Annotated in this window: 14 protein-coding genes; 2 read left to right on the top strand and 12 right to left on the bottom strand. The window is 67.8% G+C overall.

Annotation, left to right across the window (positions count from 1 at the left end; translation table 11 throughout):
* Positions 1 to 5 precede the first annotated feature (5 nt).
* From trpA to EG854_RS10065, 5 genes are all read right to left on the bottom strand, one after another.
* On the bottom strand, positions 6 to 836 hold the full coding sequence (trpA, locus tag EG854_RS10085; RefSeq protein WP_123287999.1) for a tryptophan synthase subunit alpha: 831 nt from the start codon (positions 834 to 836) through the stop codon (positions 6 to 8).
* A gap of 130 nt (positions 837 to 966) precedes the next feature.
* On the bottom strand, positions 967 to 2,181 hold the full coding sequence (trpB, locus tag EG854_RS10080) for a tryptophan synthase subunit beta (protein WP_123287998.1): 1,215 nt from the start codon (positions 2,179 to 2,181) through the stop codon (positions 967 to 969).
* Positions 2,178 to 2,846, bottom strand: a complete 669-nt coding sequence (locus tag EG854_RS10075) for a phosphoribosylanthranilate isomerase (RefSeq protein WP_123287997.1) — start codon at positions 2,844 to 2,846, stop codon at positions 2,178 to 2,180. The genes trpB and EG854_RS10075 overlap by 4 nt, the downstream gene beginning before the upstream one ends.
* A gap of 31 nt (positions 2,847 to 2,877) precedes the next feature.
* Positions 2,878 to 3,609, bottom strand: a complete 732-nt coding sequence (locus EG854_RS10070; protein WP_164461997.1) for a 16S rRNA pseudouridine(516) synthase — start codon at positions 3,607 to 3,609, stop codon at positions 2,878 to 2,880.
* The gene (locus EG854_RS10065; protein ID WP_123287996.1) at positions 3,606 to 4,505 is read right to left on the bottom strand and encodes a class I SAM-dependent methyltransferase; all 900 of its coding nucleotides are present in this window, start codon (positions 4,503 to 4,505) and stop codon (positions 3,606 to 3,608) included. Before EG854_RS10065 ends, EG854_RS10070 begins: the two co-directional genes overlap by 4 nt.
* Positions 4,506 to 4,577: 72 nt before the next feature.
* On the opposite strand from EG854_RS10065, the gene recQ reads away from it, so the two are divergent.
* A complete protein-coding gene (gene recQ, locus EG854_RS10060; RefSeq protein ID WP_123287995.1) occupies positions 4,578 to 6,443 on the top strand; it encodes a DNA helicase RecQ in 1,866 nt (621 codons plus the stop codon).
* Positions 6,444 to 6,457: 14 nt separating this feature from the next.
* Here the strand turns inward: recQ and EG854_RS10055 are convergent, their stop codons facing one another.
* Positions 6,458 to 7,417: an alpha/beta fold hydrolase gene (locus tag EG854_RS10055; protein ID WP_241153203.1), complete on the bottom strand. Its 960-nt coding sequence runs from the start codon at positions 7,415 to 7,417 to the stop codon at positions 6,458 to 6,460.
* Between the two features lie 109 nt (positions 7,418 to 7,526).
* Between EG854_RS10055 and EG854_RS10050 the strand changes: the two genes are divergently transcribed.
* Positions 7,527 to 7,976 (top strand): surface-adhesin E family protein, encoded by a 450-nt coding sequence (locus EG854_RS10050; protein ID WP_164461996.1) that lies wholly within the window; start codon positions 7,527 to 7,529, stop codon positions 7,974 to 7,976.
* Between the two features lie 3 nt (positions 7,977 to 7,979).
* On the opposite strand, the gene gyrB is transcribed toward EG854_RS10050, so the two are convergent.
* The 6 genes from gyrB to EG854_RS10020 all read right to left on the bottom strand — a co-directional run bounded on the left by gyrB (position 7,980) and on the right by EG854_RS10020 (position 16,221).
* Entirely contained in the window at positions 7,980 to 10,409 is a 2,430-nt protein-coding gene (gene gyrB, locus EG854_RS10045) for a DNA topoisomerase (ATP-hydrolyzing) subunit B (protein WP_123288079.1), read from the bottom strand.
* Between the two features lie 156 nt (positions 10,410 to 10,565).
* Positions 10,566 to 11,699: a DNA replication/repair protein RecF gene (recF, locus tag EG854_RS10040; RefSeq protein ID WP_123287993.1), complete on the bottom strand. Its 1,134-nt coding sequence runs from the start codon at positions 11,697 to 11,699 to the stop codon at positions 10,566 to 10,568.
* Positions 11,700 to 11,835: 136 nt separating this feature from the next.
* On the bottom strand, positions 11,836 to 12,954 hold the full coding sequence (dnaN, locus tag EG854_RS10035; protein WP_123287992.1) for a DNA polymerase III subunit beta: 1,119 nt from the start codon (positions 12,952 to 12,954) through the stop codon (positions 11,836 to 11,838).
* A gap of 179 nt (positions 12,955 to 13,133) precedes the next feature.
* Positions 13,134 to 14,588 carry a chromosomal replication initiator protein DnaA gene (gene dnaA / locus EG854_RS10030; protein WP_123287991.1) on the bottom strand — a complete coding sequence of 485 codons (1,455 nt, stop codon included), beginning with the start codon at positions 14,586 to 14,588 and terminating at the stop codon, positions 13,134 to 13,136.
* Between the two features lie 458 nt (positions 14,589 to 15,046).
* A complete protein-coding gene (gene rpsT, locus EG854_RS10025; protein ID WP_123287990.1) occupies positions 15,047 to 15,316 on the bottom strand; it encodes a 30S ribosomal protein S20 in 270 nt (89 codons plus the stop codon).
* Between the two features lie 116 nt (positions 15,317 to 15,432).
* Positions 15,433 to 16,221 carry an enoyl-CoA hydratase-related protein gene (locus tag EG854_RS10020; RefSeq protein ID WP_123287989.1) on the bottom strand — a complete coding sequence of 263 codons (789 nt, stop codon included), beginning with the start codon at positions 16,219 to 16,221 and terminating at the stop codon, positions 15,433 to 15,435.
* Positions 16,222 to 16,272 lie beyond the last annotated feature (51 nt).

Here is a 16,272-nt window from a genome sequence, read left to right as displayed (position 1 = left end):
GTCTTCTACACGATTTCGGCGGCGTGGGCGTTATGCACAGCGTGCGACAGGTCCCGCGCAAGGGACAGAACGTCGGCCACCGGGTCACGGTTCTCGGTCACGGCGGCCTCGATGCGGTCGACCAGCGCCGAGCCGACCACCACCGCATCGGCGACGCGGGCGATCTCGGCGGCACGTTCGGGGGTCTTGACGCCAAAGCCGACCGCGACGGGCAGGCCGGTGGCAGAGCGCACGCGGTCCACGGCAGGCGCGACATCGCCGGCCACGGCTTCCTTGACCCCGGTCACACCGGCGACCGAGACATAATAGACAAAGCCCGACGTGCCGCGCGCAATGACCTTCAGCCGGTCATCGTCCGAGGTCGGGGTGGCCAGCCGGATCATCGACAGGCGCGCGGCATCCAGCGCTTCGACCAGATCGGCGGATTCCTCGGGCGGACAATCGACGATGATCACGCCATCCACGCCTGCCGCATCGGCCGCCTCGGCGAACGCCGGATAGCCCATCTGTTCGACCGGATTCAGATACCCCATCAGGATCAGGGGGGTGTCGGCATTCCCCTCGCGGAACCGGCGCGCCAGCTCCAGCGTGCCCTTCAGCGTCAGGCCCGACTTCAGCCCGCGCAGGGCGGCGCGCTGGATGGTCGGCCCCTCGGCCATGGGATCGGAGAAGGGAAAGCCCAGCTCCAGCACATCGGCCCCGGCCTCGACCAGACCGTTCAGGATGTCGAGCGTGGCCTCGGGCGACGGATCCCCCGCCATGACATAGGCGACAAAACCCGCCCGACCCTCGACCTTCAGCGAAGCAAATCGGGCGTCAATACGGGCGGTGGTCATTGGGCCTCCGCCACTGGAAATTCTATGCGGACACGAAGCGTGCTCAGCGGCACGACGACCAGCAACACCACTGCTGCGACAAGCGTCAAAGCCAGCAGCGGACGTCGGGATGCGAACTCACGAAACGCCCTCACAGCTCCACCCCCAGGTGCTTGGCGACCGAGAAGATGTCCTTGTCGCCGCGACCGCACAGGTTGAGCACGACGTTGCCGCCCTTGCCGACCTCGGCTGCGATCTCGCCGACGCGGGCCAGGGCATGGCTGGGTTCCAGCGCGGGGATGATGCCCTCCAGCTTGGAGCACAGCTGGAAGGCCTCCAGCGCCTCGGCGTCGGTGGCGGCGCGGTATTCGGCGCGGCCGGTCTGGTGCAGCCAGGCGTGCTCGGGCCCGATGCCCGGATAGTCGAGGCCCGCCGAGATCGAGTGCCCCTCCAGGATCTGGCCGTCGTCGTCCTGCAGAAGGTATGTGCGGTTGCCGTGCAGCACGCCGGGGCGACCGCCCTGCAGCGAGGCCGCGTGGGAATTGCCTTCCAGCCCGTGGCCGGCGGCCTCGATGCCGATCAGGCGCACGCCTTCGTCACCGATGAAGGGGTGGAACAGGCCAATCGCGTTCGAACCGCCGCCGATGGCCGCCACGCAGGCGTCGGGCAGGCGACCGGTGCGGGCCAGCATCTGTTCCCTCGCCTCGCGCCCGATGACGCTCTGGAAGTCGCGAACCATGGCCGGATAGGGGTGCGGACCCGCGGCCGTGCCGATGATGTAGAAGGTGTCGCCGACGTTCGAGACCCAGTCGCGCATGGCCTCGTTCATGGCCTCCTTCAGCGTCGCGCGGCCATTGGTGACGGGCCGCACCTCGGCCCCCAGCAGCTTCATGCGGAAGACATTGGGCGCCTGACGCTCGATGTCGGCGGCGCCCATATAGACGATGCAGGGCAGGCCGAAGCGGGCACAGACGGTGGCGGTCGCCACCCCGTGCTGGCCGGCGCCGGTCTCGGCGATGATGCGGGTCTTGCCCATGCGGCGGGCCAGCAGGATCTGGCCCATGCAGTTGTTGATTTTGTGCGCGCCGGTGTGATTCAGCTCATCGCGCTTGAACCAGATGTTGGCGCCACCGTGATGCTCGGTCAGCCGCTCGGCGAAATAGAGGGGGCTGGGCCGCCCGACATAGTGGGTCAGGAAGTCGTCCAGCTCGGCCTGGAACGACGGATCGGCGCGCGCAGCGTCCCAGGCCGCTTCCAGCTCGTGGACGGCGGGCATCAGGGTCTCGGCGACGAACCGGCCGCCGAACGGACCGAACCGGCCCTCGGCGTCGGGCCAAGCGTAAGCGTTTGAGAGCGAAGCGTTCACGATGACTGTTTCCCGGGGAGGGTACCTACGGCCTCAAGAAAGGCACGGATGAGGGCGGGTTCCTTAACACCCGGCGCGCGCTCGACGCCAGAGGACACATCGACCATGGGTGCGCCGGACAGCCGCACCGCCTCAGTGACATTGTCGGGGGTAAGCCCCCCCGCGAGGAACCACGGACGCGGCAGATCCACCCCCCTGAGCAGCGTCCAGTCAAAGCTCAATCCCATCCCGCCGGGCAGGGCGGCGTCGGCCGGGGTACGGGCGTCGAACATCAGGTGATCCGCCACCCCCGCCCAGTCGGTGACCCGCTTCAGGTCATCGGGGCCGGAGACCGGCAGGCATTTGATGATCCCGGCCCCGGTGCGTGCTCGCACCGCCTCCGCCCGCTCGGGCGTCTCATGGCCGTGCAGCTGGATGAAGTCGGGCGCCACATGCCGGGTCAGGGCGTCCAGCAGGGCGTCATCCGGATCAACCGTCACCACCACGACCTTCGCGCGGCGGCTCTCGACCATGCCGGTCTGATCCAGCAGGCGGCGAGCGTCTTCGGGTGCGAGGTGGCGCGGGCTTTTCTCGAACGCCACCAGACCGACGAAGGCTGCGCCGGCTTCGACAGCGACGGTCAGGGATTCGGGGGTCGTCAGCCCGCAGATCTTGGCGAGGGTCATGGCGGTCAGGTGAACCGGCCGGCCCCGACGGTCAAGCGAAGATCAGGGCGACCTGATCCGGCGTCAGCAGCCGCCATTCGCCGGGGGGCAGGTCGTCGGGCAGGGTCAGGGCGCCGACCCGTTCCCGGTGCAGGGCCTCGACGTGATTGCCGACCGCCGCGAACATGCGTCGCACCTGATGATAGCGCCCCTCGGTCACCGTCAGGGTCGCCTCGGTCGGGGTGATGACCTCGAGGATGGCGGGCGACAGGGGCTTGTCCTCGCCCTCCAGCACCAGTTCGCCCGAGGCGAACAGGGCGGCCTCCCCGCCTTCCAGCGGCCGGGCCAGGGTGGCGCGATAGACCTTGGCCACATGGCGCTTGGGGCTGATGATCCGGTGCAGCAGGGCGCCGTCGTCGGTCAGCAGCAACAGGCCGGTGGTCTGCTTGTCCAGCCGGCCGACGGTCGAAATGGCCGGGTCCCGCCGGCGCCAGCGCCCGGGCAGAAGGTCGAACACCAGCGCCCCGTCCTCCTTGTGCGAACAGGTCATGCCCAGCGGCTTGTGCATCATCATCACCAGCCCCGGCAGGGGATCGAGCGGTTCGCCGTCGATCTCCATCCGCGACGGCAGGTCGGGCGAAAGCGCGATCCGCTTCGACACATCGGTCAGGTCCGCGCCGTCCAGCACGATGCCGCCGGCCTTGGCCATCCGCGCCATTTCGGTGCGCGAGCCATAGCCCAGCGAGGACAGCAGGCGATCGACGCGGGCGGTGGGGGTCTTCACTTCTTCGCCTCGATGATCTTGTAGCCCTCGCCTTCGACCACAGCCCGCACTGCCTTGAAAGCCGACTTCAGCCCGGCCTCGTACGGCAGGTGGCGGTTGGCGACCATCCACAGGGTGCCGCCGGTACGCAGCGACTTCGCCGCCCGGTCGATGAAGGCCTGACCCAGCGCCCGGTCTTCGGCTCCGCCGTCGTGGAAGGGCGGATTGGCGACGACAAAGTCCAGATCGGTCAGGCTGTCCAGCGTGCGCACATCGGCCCACAGGTGCCGGGCGCGCGGGTCGGTCAGGTTGCGTCGCGCCGCCTCGACCGCGCGCCGATCCAGATCGATCAGGGTCAGTTCGGAGACCGTCTCCTGCGCCAGGACCACCCGGCCCAGCGCCCCATAGCCACAGCCAAAGTCCGCGCCCCGCCCCTTCAGACTCTCCAGGTGCCGGATCAGCAGGGCCGTGCCCGGATCGACCCGGTCCCAGGCGAACAGGCCCGGCTGAGTCCAGATGCCGGACTCCGGATCCTGTCGCAGGGCACCCGCCTTGATCGACACCTCGATCCCGGTCAGCGCGTCCGGTCGCGTCGCCAGACACCGCTTGTGGTGGGCCTTGGAGACGACCTTGCAGTCGACCCCGAAGCCCTTCAGCTCCTTCGCCAGCCGGGCGCCGCCCCTGATCTTGGGCGCCATGACATCGAGGCGACCGCCCGGCTTCAGGGCCCGCAGCACCAACGCCAGCGTATAGCGCCGCTCTATGGCACCGGCGGGGGCATGGACCACGGCCTGATCCGCGCTTTCGGGCGCCAGATCTTCCAGCACGGCCGCGCCGGGCACGCGGGGCGAGACCTGCACCGCATCGGTGGGCGGATCGAAGACGAGCGGCGGGCGACCGAAGATCAGGCTGTTCATAAGGCGGCCTATAGCGGCAATTGTCGCCCCGGGCACGGGTGACACGTCCGGCCCCATCCGGCAGAACTGGGCATGGCCTGTGATTCGTCCGCCAGCCGGAGCCTTCCGGACACCCGCGCCCTCCTGCAGCGTATCTGGGGCCATGACGACTTTCGCGGCCTGCAGGCCCCGGCGATCCAGGCGGTTCTGGACGGGCGCGATGTGCTGGCCGTCCTGCCGACCGGCGGCGGCAAGAGCCTGTGCTATCAGATTCCGGCCCTGATGAGGCCCGGGCTGGCGCTGGTGGTCTCGCCCCTCATCGCCCTGATGAGCGATCAGGTGGCGGCGCTGGACCAGCTGGGCGTGCCGGCGGCGCGGCTGGATTCCTCGCTCGATTCCGACGCCCGCGCGGCGCTGTGGGGCCGGATACGGGCAGGCGAGATCAAGCTGCTGTACGTCTCGCCCGAAGGCTTGGCCTCGTCCTGGCTGCTGGACCGGCTGGCCGAGCTGGACCTGTCGCTGATCGCGGTCGATGAGGCCCACTGCGTCTCCCAATGGGGCCATGATTTCCGTCCCGACTATCGCAATCTGGGGCGGCTGAAGGCGCGCTTTCCCCATGTGCCGACCGTGGCGCTGACCGCGACCGCCGATGCCCGCACCCGCGCCGACATCCTGCAGTCGCTGAACATCGGGGCGGCCGAGGTGTTCGTCGACAGTTTCGCCCGTCCGAACCTGCGCCTTTCAGCCCTGCCCAAGGCGGGCGGACAGGCGAAAACCGAGGCCCAGGTGGTCGAGCTGGTCGAGGCCCGGCGCGGCGTATCCGGCGTCGTCTATTGCGGATCGAGGAAGGGCTGCGAGCGGCTGGCCGAGGCGCTGGCTGGCGCCGGTCACGACGCGGTCGCCTATCATGCGGGCCTTGAGACGCGCGAGCGCCATGACCGGCTGACCCGATTCCTCGAGGCCGATCAGGGGGTGATGGTGGCAACCATCGCCTTTGGCATGGGGGTCGACAAGCCGGACGTCCGCTATGTGCTGCACGCCGACCCGCCCGGCTCGCTTGAGGCCTACTGGCAGGAGGTCGGACGCGCCGGGCGCGACGGCGATCCGGCCGAGGGGATCACCCTTTACGGTTCGGCCGATGTGGCATGGTCGCTGAAGCGACTGGACGGCAGCCCCATGGACGCCGAGGTCATGGCCGCCCAGCGCCGCAAGGTCTGGCAGCTGTATGGCATGCTGGACGGGGCCGTCTGCCGGCCGCAGGCGGTGCGCCACTACTTCGGGGAAGAGAGCGCCGAGCCCTGCGGTGTCTGCGACCTGTGCCGCAGCCCGCCCGAACAGGTCGCCATGACGACCGAGGCGCAAAAGGCCCTGGCCGCCGTCCACCGGCTGGAGGGCCGCTATGGCCGGGGCCGGGTCATCGACCATCTGACCGGACGCCAGAAGGACGGGGAGAGTCTGGGTCAGGGCCTGTCGACCTGGGGCATAGGGCGCGACCTGCCGGTCAGCGAATGGCGCCGCATTCTGGATCATCTGGTGTTCGAGGGCCTTCTGATCGAGGACCCGAACGACGGACGTCCCCTGATCGGCCTCGGCGATCCGGAGGCCGTGCGGGCCGTCTATCGCGGCGCCCATGAGGTGCGGCTAAGGCGCGAAGCCCCGCAGGCGGCGCGATCCGCCGGTAGGCGGGCCCCGGCGACCGACCTTGTGGCGCGGCTGCCCGCCGGGGCACGTGAGCGGTTCGAGGCGCTCCGCGCCTGGCGTCGCGAAGTGGCCCATGCCCAGGGTGTGCCGCCCTATGTCATCTTTCAGGACCGCACCCTGCTGGCGCTGGCCGAAGCGCGACCGGCCAGTCTGGATGCCCTGTCGAGCGTGCCCGGGATCGGCAAGTCCAAGCTGACCACCTATGGCCGGGCCGTGCTGGAGGTTCTGGCCCGGGCGCACGACGTCGAGGCCGCCTGAGCTCCGGATCAGGCTCAGGGGTTGCCTAAGAACTCGTCGACCGCCGCCATGAAGCGCACCGGCTGGTCGATCATCACCATGTGTTCGGCCCCCTCGATCGGCACCAGCCGCGCCGGCCGCCTGAGGCCCCGGTAGGCCTGTTGCCAGGACGATTGCAGCTGATAGCGGGGCGAGTCCTCGCGACGGCTCCAGCCATAGACCACGGTCACCGGCACATTGATGCGCGCCAGATTGGGGCGCAGATCGACGGTCATGACTTCATACAGGCTTTGCGCCAGCACCCGCGCATCGCCCCCCTGCCAGCCGACCCAGGCCTCCAGCGCGCCAGCGGTAGAGCCCATGCCCTCGGCCCAGGGCTGACGGGCCAGGGCGTCGTCGCCGAGGAACAGCACGGCCTGATAGGCGACGGCGGCGATCGGCTCCAGATCCTGTCCGGTGGCCCGGTCATCGACCAGCGATGGAAAGAAGGGCGCGGCGTCGACGATCATGATCCGTCCCAGGTCGACCCCCGGATCGGACGCCAGTCTGAGGGCGATCTGCCCCCCCATGGAATGGCCGATGACGGCCGGGTCGCGTAGACCCCGGGTGCGGATATAGCGGGCCACCTCGGCGGCGACCGGGCCTGCGACCAAGCCGCGTCCGTTGTCGCCCGCCCCCAGCTCTCCAAAGCCACGCACCGACACCAGATGCACCCGGTGCGTCCGGCTGAGCCGCTCGGCCACCGGCTCCCAGACCAGGGCAGTCGAGGCGAGGCCCGGAATCAGGATCACGTCGCACACCGGCTGTTTCGGATCAGCGGGCGTGCGAACCTCGACGACGATCCGGTCCGAGGTGAACCGCGCCTGCTGAGCGGCAGTTCTGACAGGCTGGCCGGGCACTTCGGTCGCGGGCGCAAACCGGCCAGGCGCAGGTGCCAGTTCGGGGCCGGTCGCCAGCGCAAGCATCAGACTGGTCAGGGCAAGCAGGGAGATCATGAAGCCATCCTCATCAGGAACGCGGCCCGGATGAGGCAGATCATCCGGCTCTTGCCAAATTTGCGTGATCGGCCTCTTCTGTCACCGGATCTTCTTGGGGGAGACACCGATGCTGACTTCGATCCTCACTGCCCTGGCCCTCGGCCTGATGCCCGTTGCCGACCAGGACCCGCCGATTTCAACCGCGCCCGTCACCGACTGGCATCCCTTTTCCCGCAACGCCACCACGGCCTATCTGGCCGATGCCGGCCAGATCGTGACGACCGAAGGAGGCACCCGCGTGCGGATGGCCCGCGTCCCGCTGACTGGCAGCGATTTCAGCCACGAGATCGACACCTACGCCTTCCGCTGTGGCAGCCGCGAAATCCGCTTCATCGCCACCGACACCTATGACGGCACCGGTGCGCTGACCGACCGCTATGAGGAAACCATAGAGGAGTGGGACACGGTCAATGAGGGCACCAACTATGGCTTCCTCTATGAGGTGGTCTGCAATGAAAAGCGCTCCACCCAGGGATCCTACCCGACCGTGACCGCCTTCATCGGCCAGACCCGCTAACGCCTAGACGTCGACGGCGGCGTCAAGGGCGTTTTCCTGAATGAACTCGCGGCGCGGCTCGACGACATCGCCCATCAGCTTGGCGAACAGGTCGTCGGCCTCGTCGGCCTGATTGACCTGCACCTTCAGCAGGGTGCGGGCATTGGCGTCCAGCGTGGTTTCCCACAACTGGTCCGGGTTCATTTCGCCCAAGCCCTTGTAGCGCTGGATCGACAGGCCCTTGCGGCCCGCTTCCAGCACCACCGAAAACAGGTCTAGCGGGCCCCGCACGGTCGCCGTCCGCTCCTTGCGGCGGTAGGTGGCGGGCACGTCAAAGACCCCGTCAAAGGCGTGGGCGCGCTCGCCCAGACGACGCGCATCCAGCGAACGGATCAGTGCCTCTTCCAGCACAATGGTCTCAGCTACGGCGCGGCGGACGCGATTGAAGACCACAGCCCCCTGATCCCCTGGCGCCCCGCTCCACGGGCCGTCGCCCTCTTCGGCATAGCGGTCCAGCCCGGTCGAGACCCGGTCCAGCAGGGCCTGATCCAGCGGCGCGTTCTCGTCGAACAGGCCGCCCAGCGCCGCCTGTTCGATGGCGAAGGCCGGGGCGCGCTGCGACAGGCGATCCACGCTGGCCTTGAAGGCCTTGGCCTCGCGCGTCAGTCCCTGCAGGTCCATGCCGGTACGACGTTCGCCACCTTCCAGATCGAGAGTGGCCTCGCTGACGCCCTCCTCGATCAGATAGGCGTCCATCTCGGACTGGTCCTTCAGATAACGGCCGTGCTTGCCCTTGGTCACCTTGTAGAGCGGCGGCTGGGCGATGAAGACATGGCCGCGCTCGATCAGTTCGGGCATCTGGCGATAGAAGAAAGTCAGCAGCAGGGTCCGGATGTGGGCGCCGTCGACGTCGGCGTCGGCCATCAGGATGATCTTGTGATAGCGCAGCTTGTCGGCGTTGAAATCATCGCGACCGATGCCGGTGCCCAGCGCCAGGATCAGCGTCCCGATCAGGTCGGACGACAGCATCCGGTCAAAGCGTGCCCGCTCGACATTCAGGATCTTGCCGCGCAGGGGCAGGACGGCCTGGTTCTCGCGGTTGCGCGCCTGTTTGGCCGAGCCGCCGGCGGAGTCGCCCTCGACGATGAACAGTTCGGACTTGGCCGGATCGCGTTCCTGACAGTCGGCCAGCTTGCCGGGCAGGCTGGAGATTTCCAGCGCCGACTTGCGCCGGGTCAGGTCGCGGGCCTTGCGCGCGGCTTCGCGGGCAGCAGCGGCCTCGACGATCTTGGCGACCACCAGCTTGGCCTCGACCGGATGCTCCTCGAACCAGGTCGACAACCCTTCCGAGCACAGGCCCTCGACCGCCGGACGCACCTCGGACGAGACCAGCTTGTCCTTGGTCTGGCTGGAGAATTTGGGATCGGGCACCTTGACCGACAGGACGCAGGTCAGACCTTCGCGCGCGTCCTCGCCCGAGACCGAGACCTTTTCCTTCTTCGCCTGTCCCGAGCTTTCGATATAGGCGCCCATGACGCGCGTCAGGCTGGCGCGGAAAGCCGACAGATGGGTGCCTCCATCCCGCTGGGGGATGTTGTTGGTGAAGCACAGCATGGTCTCGTGGTAGCTGTCGTTCCACCACAGGGCGAGATCGATCTCGATCCCTTCCTTCTTGCCGCGGATGACGATGACGTCGCTGAGGATCGGCGATTTCGACTTGTCGAGGTGACGGACAAAGGCCCCGACCCCGCCCTCATAGTGCAACAGGATCTCGACCGGCTCGGGATGGCGGCGGTCGATCAGCTTGATGACCACGCCCGAGTTGAGGAAGGCCAGCTCGCGCAGGCGGTGTTCCAGCGTCTTCAGGTCGAAATCGATGTGCGAAAAGGTCGTGACCGACGGATAGAAGGTGACCTCGGTGCCGGTCAGGGGCTTGCCGGTGTCCTCGCGGATCGGGGCCTCGCCGGTGACCACCAGCGGCTTGACCGTATCGCCGCGCTCAAAGCGCATCTCATGCGATTTGCCATGACGATAGATCTTCAGCTGCAGCCAGTCCGACAGGGCGTTGACGACCGACACGCCCACGCCGTGCAGACCGCCCGAGACCTTGTAGGAATTCTGGTCGAACTTCCCGCCCGCGTGCAGCTGGGTCATGATGACCTCGGCCGCCGAGACGCCCTCGCCTTCGTGGATATCGGTCGGAATTCCGCGCCCGTTGTCGGTGACCGTCACCGATCCGTCGGCGTTGAGGATGACCTGGACCAGATCGGCATGGCCGGCCAGGGCCTCGTCGATGGCGTTGTCGACCACCTCATAGACCATATGGTGCAGGCCCGAACCGTCGTCGGTATCGCCGATATACATGCCGGGCCGTTTGCGGACAGCATCCAGCCCCTTGAGAACCTTGATGGAATCGGCGCCGTATTCGGGCATGTCGGCAGTCGGATCGGTCATGAAGTCGGTCGATGAGACGCCCGTCTGGCGGGCCTGGAAAACAGGGGCGGACACGGAAGGTTGGTCAGACGAATCTGCCCCGTGTCGAACCGTCTAAATATATAGGAAATTCGGCAGGAATTGCGAGGAAAAGGGGTGGCGGAAGCTACCCTGGATTCACTCCGCGACGAGGGCGCCCCCGGCCACGCGCACGAACCGCGCCCGCCCCTCCAGACCCTCGAACAGCACGCGTTCTGTGCCGGTCATGAAGGCCTGCAGACCGCGCTCGCGGCCCAGCGCCTCGATCTCGTCGAACAGGGCGGCGCGGCGGTCGGCGTCGAGGTGGGCGGGAGCCTCGTCCAGCAGCAGCAGGGGCCGCGCCGTCTGGTCGGCCAGACGGGTGATCTGGGCCAGGATCAGGTTCAGTACCAGCGCCTTTTGCTCGCCCGACGACCCCTCGGCGGCCGGTCGGTTCTTTTCGCGGTGAAGGGCGGTCAGGTCGGTCCGGTGCGGGCCGAACAGCGAGCGGCCAGCCGCCCCGTCACGGGTACGGGCCGCCCGGAAACCGTCGCGCAAAAAACCCTCGACCGTCTCCGCCTCCTCACCCGCCCCTGTGCGCCGCTCGGCCTCACCTGCCAGACCCAGATCGGCCTGGGGGAAGGGTCGCCCGGCACGGGCATCAATGGCGTCTTGCAGCGCCGACAGGGCCGCCACCCGCGCCCCGGCCATGCGGGCCCCCGCCTCGGCCAGCCGGGCCTCCAGCGCGTCCAGCCACAGGGGGTCGGCCTCACCCCCCTCGGCCGCCTGCAGCAACAGGCGCAGCCGCTCGCGCAGGGCCTTGTCATAGGCGGCGACCGCGGCCGCATGGTCGGGCACGGCGGCGAACACCAGCCGGTCAAAAAAGCGCAGCCGGTCGGCCCGCGCATCGGAAAACAGCCGGTCCTGCTCCGGCGTGGCCCAGACGGGCCTGAGATACTCCAGCAGCCGGCCCGGCTGGGCCGTCTCGCCATTGATGCGCACAATGCGCCGCGCGGCGCCATTGCCGGGGACGCCCGTGCCCAGCCGGGTGTCGTCGTCCAACTCGACCGCCACGGCCCAGGGCCGGCCCGAGGCCTCGCCCGGTTCGCGCCGCCCCATCTCGGCCGCCGTCGCCCCACGCAACCCCTTGCCGGGCGTCAGCAGGCTCAGTGCTTCCAGCAGATTGGTCTTGCCCGCCCCGTTCGGCCCATGCAGCACCACGGGCCCCGCCCCCGGCTCCAGCCGCGCGGTCCCGTACGAACGGAAATCAGTGAGGGTGAGGGTGGTGATCACGGCTGCGCCAGTGGCGAGTGGCGAGTGGCGAGTGGCGAGAACACACGCCTGCCCAGCGAGCAGGCTGCGCGGTAGGAAATCAGTGCGGCGACGAAGGTGCGCTCGTCACTCGCCACTCGCCACTCGCCACTCAGGCTCACACCCTCAGCGGCATCAGCACATACTGGACGCCGGGGTCGCCGGGATCGAGGACCAGGGTGGGGCTGGCCGGGTCGGCGAATTTAAAGGCGGCGGTCTCGCCGGTGATCTGGCCGCAGACGTCCAGCAGATAGCGGGCGTTGAAGCCGATCTCGAACGGCTCTTCGGAATAGCCGATCTCGACCTCCTCGACGCCCTGCCCGGCCTCCATATTGCGCACCGTCAGGGTCACGCGGTCCAGCTCGAAGGCCAGCTTCACGCTGCGGCTCTTTTCGGCCGAGATGGTGGCCACCCGGTCGACGGCGGCGGCAAAGACGGCGCGGTCGATGTCGGCCTGTTTGTCATTCCCCTTGGGGATGACGCGCATATAGTCGGGGAAGGCGCCGTCGATGACCTTGGAGGTCAGGGCGGCCTGGCCGAATTCGAAGCGGATCTTCTGCGGCGAGACGATTACCTCGACTGCGCCCGAGCCGTCGTCCAGCAGGCGGCGGACCTGATCGATGGTCTTGCGCGGCACGATCACACCGGGGCTGCCGGCCGCGCCCTCGGGGGCCGGGGTCTCGGCCAGGGCCAGACGGTGGCCGTCGGTGGCCACGGTGCGCAGCAGGGGCACGCCGTCCTCGGCCACCGTGTGCAGGTAGAGGCCGTTCAGATAATAGCGGGTTTCCTCGGTCGAGACGGCGAACCGGGTCTTGTCGATCAGCCGGATCAGGTCTTCCTTGGCCAGCGAATAGCGCGACCCGCCCGCCTCGGTCGACATGACCGGAAAGTCGCCCGCCGGCAGCACCGGCAGGTTGAACTTCGACCGGCCCGCCTGGACCGTCAGGCGCGGATCGTCGCCCGAATAGACCAGCGACACCTCGGCCCCTTCGGGCAGTTTGCGGGCGATTTCGTACAGGGTGTGGGCGGGGGCGGTGATCTGCCCCTCGACCTGGACGACAGCCTCGGCCTCATCGACCATTTCCATGTCGAGGTCGGTGGCCGAGAACGACAGCCGGTCCCGGCCTGCGCTGAGCAGCACATTGGCCAGGATCGGAATGGTGTTGCGGCGTTCGACAACGCTCTGGACGTGGCTGAGAGCCCTGAGGAGCGCGGATCGTTCGATAGTCAGCTGCATGTCGTCTCGCCCGGACGCGGCGACTCACGGACGCCACGAGAAAGAAGGGCCTTGGACACTAGCGTATCGCGCGGCCAGAGCAAGAAAGGGCTTGAACATCAGACCCCGCCCCCCCGGCCAAGCCGGACGGCAGGTGTGGATAAGGGTGTGGACGGACCACACCTCGCGCCCCGCGGGCCCTAGCCGCGCAGTTTGCGGGTCAGGGTCTCGACGTCGCGGGCGATCTGTTCATCGGTGGCCAAGAGGCTGTCGATCTTGCGCACGCCGTGCAGCACCGTAGTGTGATCCCGCCCACCGAAGCGCCGGCCGATGTCGGGATAGGACCGGGTCGTATGCTGCTTGCACAGATACATGGCGATCTGGCGCGGACGGGCAACCGAACGGGTGCGGCGCTCGCTCAGCAGGTCGGCCTGTTTAAGGTTAAAGTGTTCGGACACCGTCTTCTGGATTTCGTCGACGGTGATGCGGCGCTCGGGTCCGCCGCGCAGGGCCGCTCCCAGCAGCTTTTGCGTATCTTCGACCGTCAGGGCCGACAGCCGCCCGCCCGAAACGGCGGCCAGCGTCGTGACCGCGCCTTCCAATTCGCGCATCGAGCCCGGGGTCCGGTCCACCAGATGTTCCAGCACCGCATCGCCGATCACGCCATCGACCACTCCGAGACGCGACAGGGCTTCCAGCCGGTTGCGGGCCACGGCCAGCTTCAGCGCCCGGTCACCCGGCTCGATCGGGCAGGTCAGGCCCGAGGCCATGTGCCCGCGCAGGCGCGGTTCAATCTCGGTCAGGGCCAGCGGCGGCCGGTCGGCCGACAGCACCACCCGGCGTCCGTCCTGGATCAGGGCGGTCAGGGTCGACAGCAGTTCTTCCTGGGTCGAGGTCTTGCCGCCGACGAATTGCACATCGTCGATCAGCAGCATGTCGGCATTGCGCAAGCTGTCCTTGAAGGCCGCCGTCTGGCGGTCCTGCATGGCCTTGACGAAGGTCGACAGGAAGCGCTCGGCCGTCAGATAGACCACCCGGGCCTCGGGCCGCAGGCGCTGGGCCTCCCAGGCGATAGCATTCAGCAGGTGGGTCTTGCCGAAGCCGTAAGGGCCACACAGGAAGACCGGATTGAAATGGCCGTCGGCCCAGGCCGCGACCTGTTTGGCGATCGCCAGGGCAAAGGCATTGCCGTGCCCCTCGACAAAGCCGTCAAACGTCAGGCGATCCTGCAAACCGGCGGCGCGCACGGCGCGCGGGCCGTCGGCCACGGGACCGACCGTCGGGGCCGGCATGGGCTGGAACCCGGCCGAGGGTGCGGACGGGGCGGGCGCCCCCTGCACGGCCGAGGCCGGCGGCACCGAGCCCATTTCGGCCCGGCAGCGGACCTCGAGCCTGCGCGACAGGCCGTCCAGGCCCAGCCACAGTTCATTGACGCGACGCAGGGCATTCTTGCGCACCCAGTCGCGGGCATAGGCGGTGGGCGTGACCAGGATCAGCTGGCCTGAGCTGTCCATCCGCACCGCCGAGGGCGCGATATAGGAGCTGAACGGTCCGTCGCCGATTTCCGAACGCAGCCGCACGGCCGCCTCCGTCCAGATCCGGTCCGGATCGGTCATCGCCGTCGTCTCGCTCGCCATCATTGTGCCACCCTGCATCGCGCATCCCAAGCTTCTGCCTCGCACCCCCTCCCCGATGACCCCGGAGGCGCCCCTGACTTCAGGGACGACCCCGCCCGCCCCGAAAAGCTGGTGCTTTTCGGGCCTGGTAAGGCACTCGAACAGACATCTCCCACCGACACGAAACCTTGTTCCGCGCCGCCTTCATCCGTGTTGGGATGGAAGTGCGATGGAGGTCCAAACTACTCCCGGGACGAGGAGCGTCAACGCTGATTCGCGACCCCAAACGCAGTTAAATTTGTTGACTCCGCTAAAGCCATTTCATGCTTGAGAAATTGTCGATTTCGCCACACAGGCGAGCACAGAATTCGTTGCGAACGGTTATCCGCACACATGCAAACGGCGAGACAGGAAACCCTGTCTCGCCGTTGAATTCTATTGGTTTTCGCATGACAGCTGCGTGAAGGGCCGTCAGAGTGCCGCCGAAGCGGTCGTCGTCAGGCTGCAGAAATTTTCTTCAGCTGGGCGGCCAGACGCGACACCTTGCGCGAGCCCGTATTCTTGTGAACCACGCCCTTGGACACGGCCCGCATCACTTCGGACTGGGCCTCGACGAAAGCGGTCTTGGCGGCGGTGGCGTCACCGGCCGTCACGGCTTCCTGGAACTTGCGCAGGAAGGTGCGAACGCGCGTGCGGCGCGCCTTGTTCACTTCGGTACGGGCCTCGATCTTGCGGATCGCCTTCTTGGCACCGGCGTTGTTGGCCATCAGTCAGAACCTTTGAACAGAAAGCGCCGCGGAACCCGTCCACGGCGCGGAAATCTCAAGAGCGCGCGGCTATAGCGGAAAGCTCTTGAGGGGTCAACGCGAGTCCGCAGACCCGCTCACTTCCCCCTGAACGTCGGCTTCCGCTTTTCGACAAAGGCCGCCATCCCCTCCTTCTGGTCCTCGAAGGCGAACAGGCTGTGGAACAGGCGGCGTTCGAACTGGACGCCCTGGGTCAGGGTCGTCTCCAGCGCGGCGTTGACCATCTCCTTGTTGGCCATGACGGCCAGCGGGCTCTGGGCGGCGATGCGCGCGGCGATCTTGCGGACCTCGTCCAGCAGGGTCTCGTGCGGCACGACACGGCTGGCCAGCCCGGCGCGTTCGGCCTCGGCCGCGTCCATCATGCGGGCGGTCAACACCATGTCCATGGCCTTGGATTTCCCGACCAGCCGGGTCAGGCGCTGGCTGCCACCGATGCCGGGGGCCACGCCCAGATTGATCTCGGGTTGGCCGAACTTCGCCTTGTCACTGGCCACGATGAAGTCGCACAGCATGGCCAGCTCGCAGCCCCCGCCCAGGGCAAAGCCGTTGACCGCCGCGATGATCGGTTTCCTGAACCGGGTGATCCGGTCGTGGCCGAGGGCAAAGAAATTGCCCGTATACATCTGGGCATAGGTCTGGTCGGCCATCTCCTTGATGTCGGCCCCCGCGGCGAACGCCTTGTCGCCCGATCCGGTCAGGATCAGACAGCGCACCGTATCATCGTGCTCGACCGCATCCAGAAACGCCGCCAGATCGCGAAACAGGGCCGAGTTCAGGGCATTCAGCGCCTCCGGCCGGTTCAGCGTCACCACCGCATAGCCGTCATCGTGGCGCTCGATCGCCAGGGTGTCATAGGTGTCGGTCATGGGGACTCCATCTTCTGTGCGGGCGGCTTAGCAAGCCTCGCCACCGCGCGA

Source organism: Brevundimonas halotolerans (genome assembly GCF_003730275.1).
GTDB classification, from domain to species: Bacteria; Pseudomonadota; Alphaproteobacteria; order Caulobacterales; family Caulobacteraceae; genus Brevundimonas; species Brevundimonas halotolerans.
The sequence above is the reverse complement of the archived record's forward strand: the minus strand, read 5'-3'. Positions and strand labels throughout refer to the sequence as shown.

Excerpts from the sequence above, each read along its gene's own strand:
- trpA (WP_123287999.1), bottom strand. The coding sequence starts at position 836 with ATGACCACCGCCCGTATTGACGCCCGATTTGCTTCGCTGAAGGTCGAG.
- dnaN (WP_123287992.1), bottom strand. The coding sequence starts at position 12,954 with ATGCAGCTGACTATCGAACGATCCGCGCTCCTCAGGGCTCTCAGCCAC.
- recQ (WP_123287995.1), top strand. The coding sequence starts at position 4,578 with ATGGCCTGTGATTCGTCCGCCAGCCGGAGCCTTCCGGACACCCGCGCC.
- rpsT (WP_123287990.1), bottom strand. The coding sequence starts at position 15,316 with ATGGCCAACAACGCCGGTGCCAAGAAGGCGATCCGCAAGATCGAGGCC.
- EG854_RS10020 (WP_123287989.1), bottom strand. The coding sequence starts at position 16,221 with ATGACCGACACCTATGACACCCTGGCGATCGAGCGCCACGATGACGGC.
- gyrB (WP_123288079.1), bottom strand. The coding sequence starts at position 10,409 with ATGACCGATCCGACTGCCGACATGCCCGAATACGGCGCCGATTCCATC.
- dnaA (WP_123287991.1), bottom strand. The coding sequence starts at position 14,588 with ATGCAGGGTGGCACAATGATGGCGAGCGAGACGACGGCGATGACCGAT.
- EG854_RS10050 (WP_164461996.1), top strand. The coding sequence starts at position 7,527 with ATGCTGACTTCGATCCTCACTGCCCTGGCCCTCGGCCTGATGCCCGTT.
- EG854_RS10065 (WP_123287996.1), bottom strand. The coding sequence starts at position 4,505 with ATGAACAGCCTGATCTTCGGTCGCCCGCCGCTCGTCTTCGATCCGCCC.
- EG854_RS10055 (WP_241153203.1), bottom strand. The coding sequence starts at position 7,417 with ATGATCTCCCTGCTTGCCCTGACCAGTCTGATGCTTGCGCTGGCGACC.
- EG854_RS10075 (WP_123287997.1), bottom strand. The coding sequence starts at position 2,846 with ATGACCCTCGCCAAGATCTGCGGGCTGACGACCCCCGAATCCCTGACC.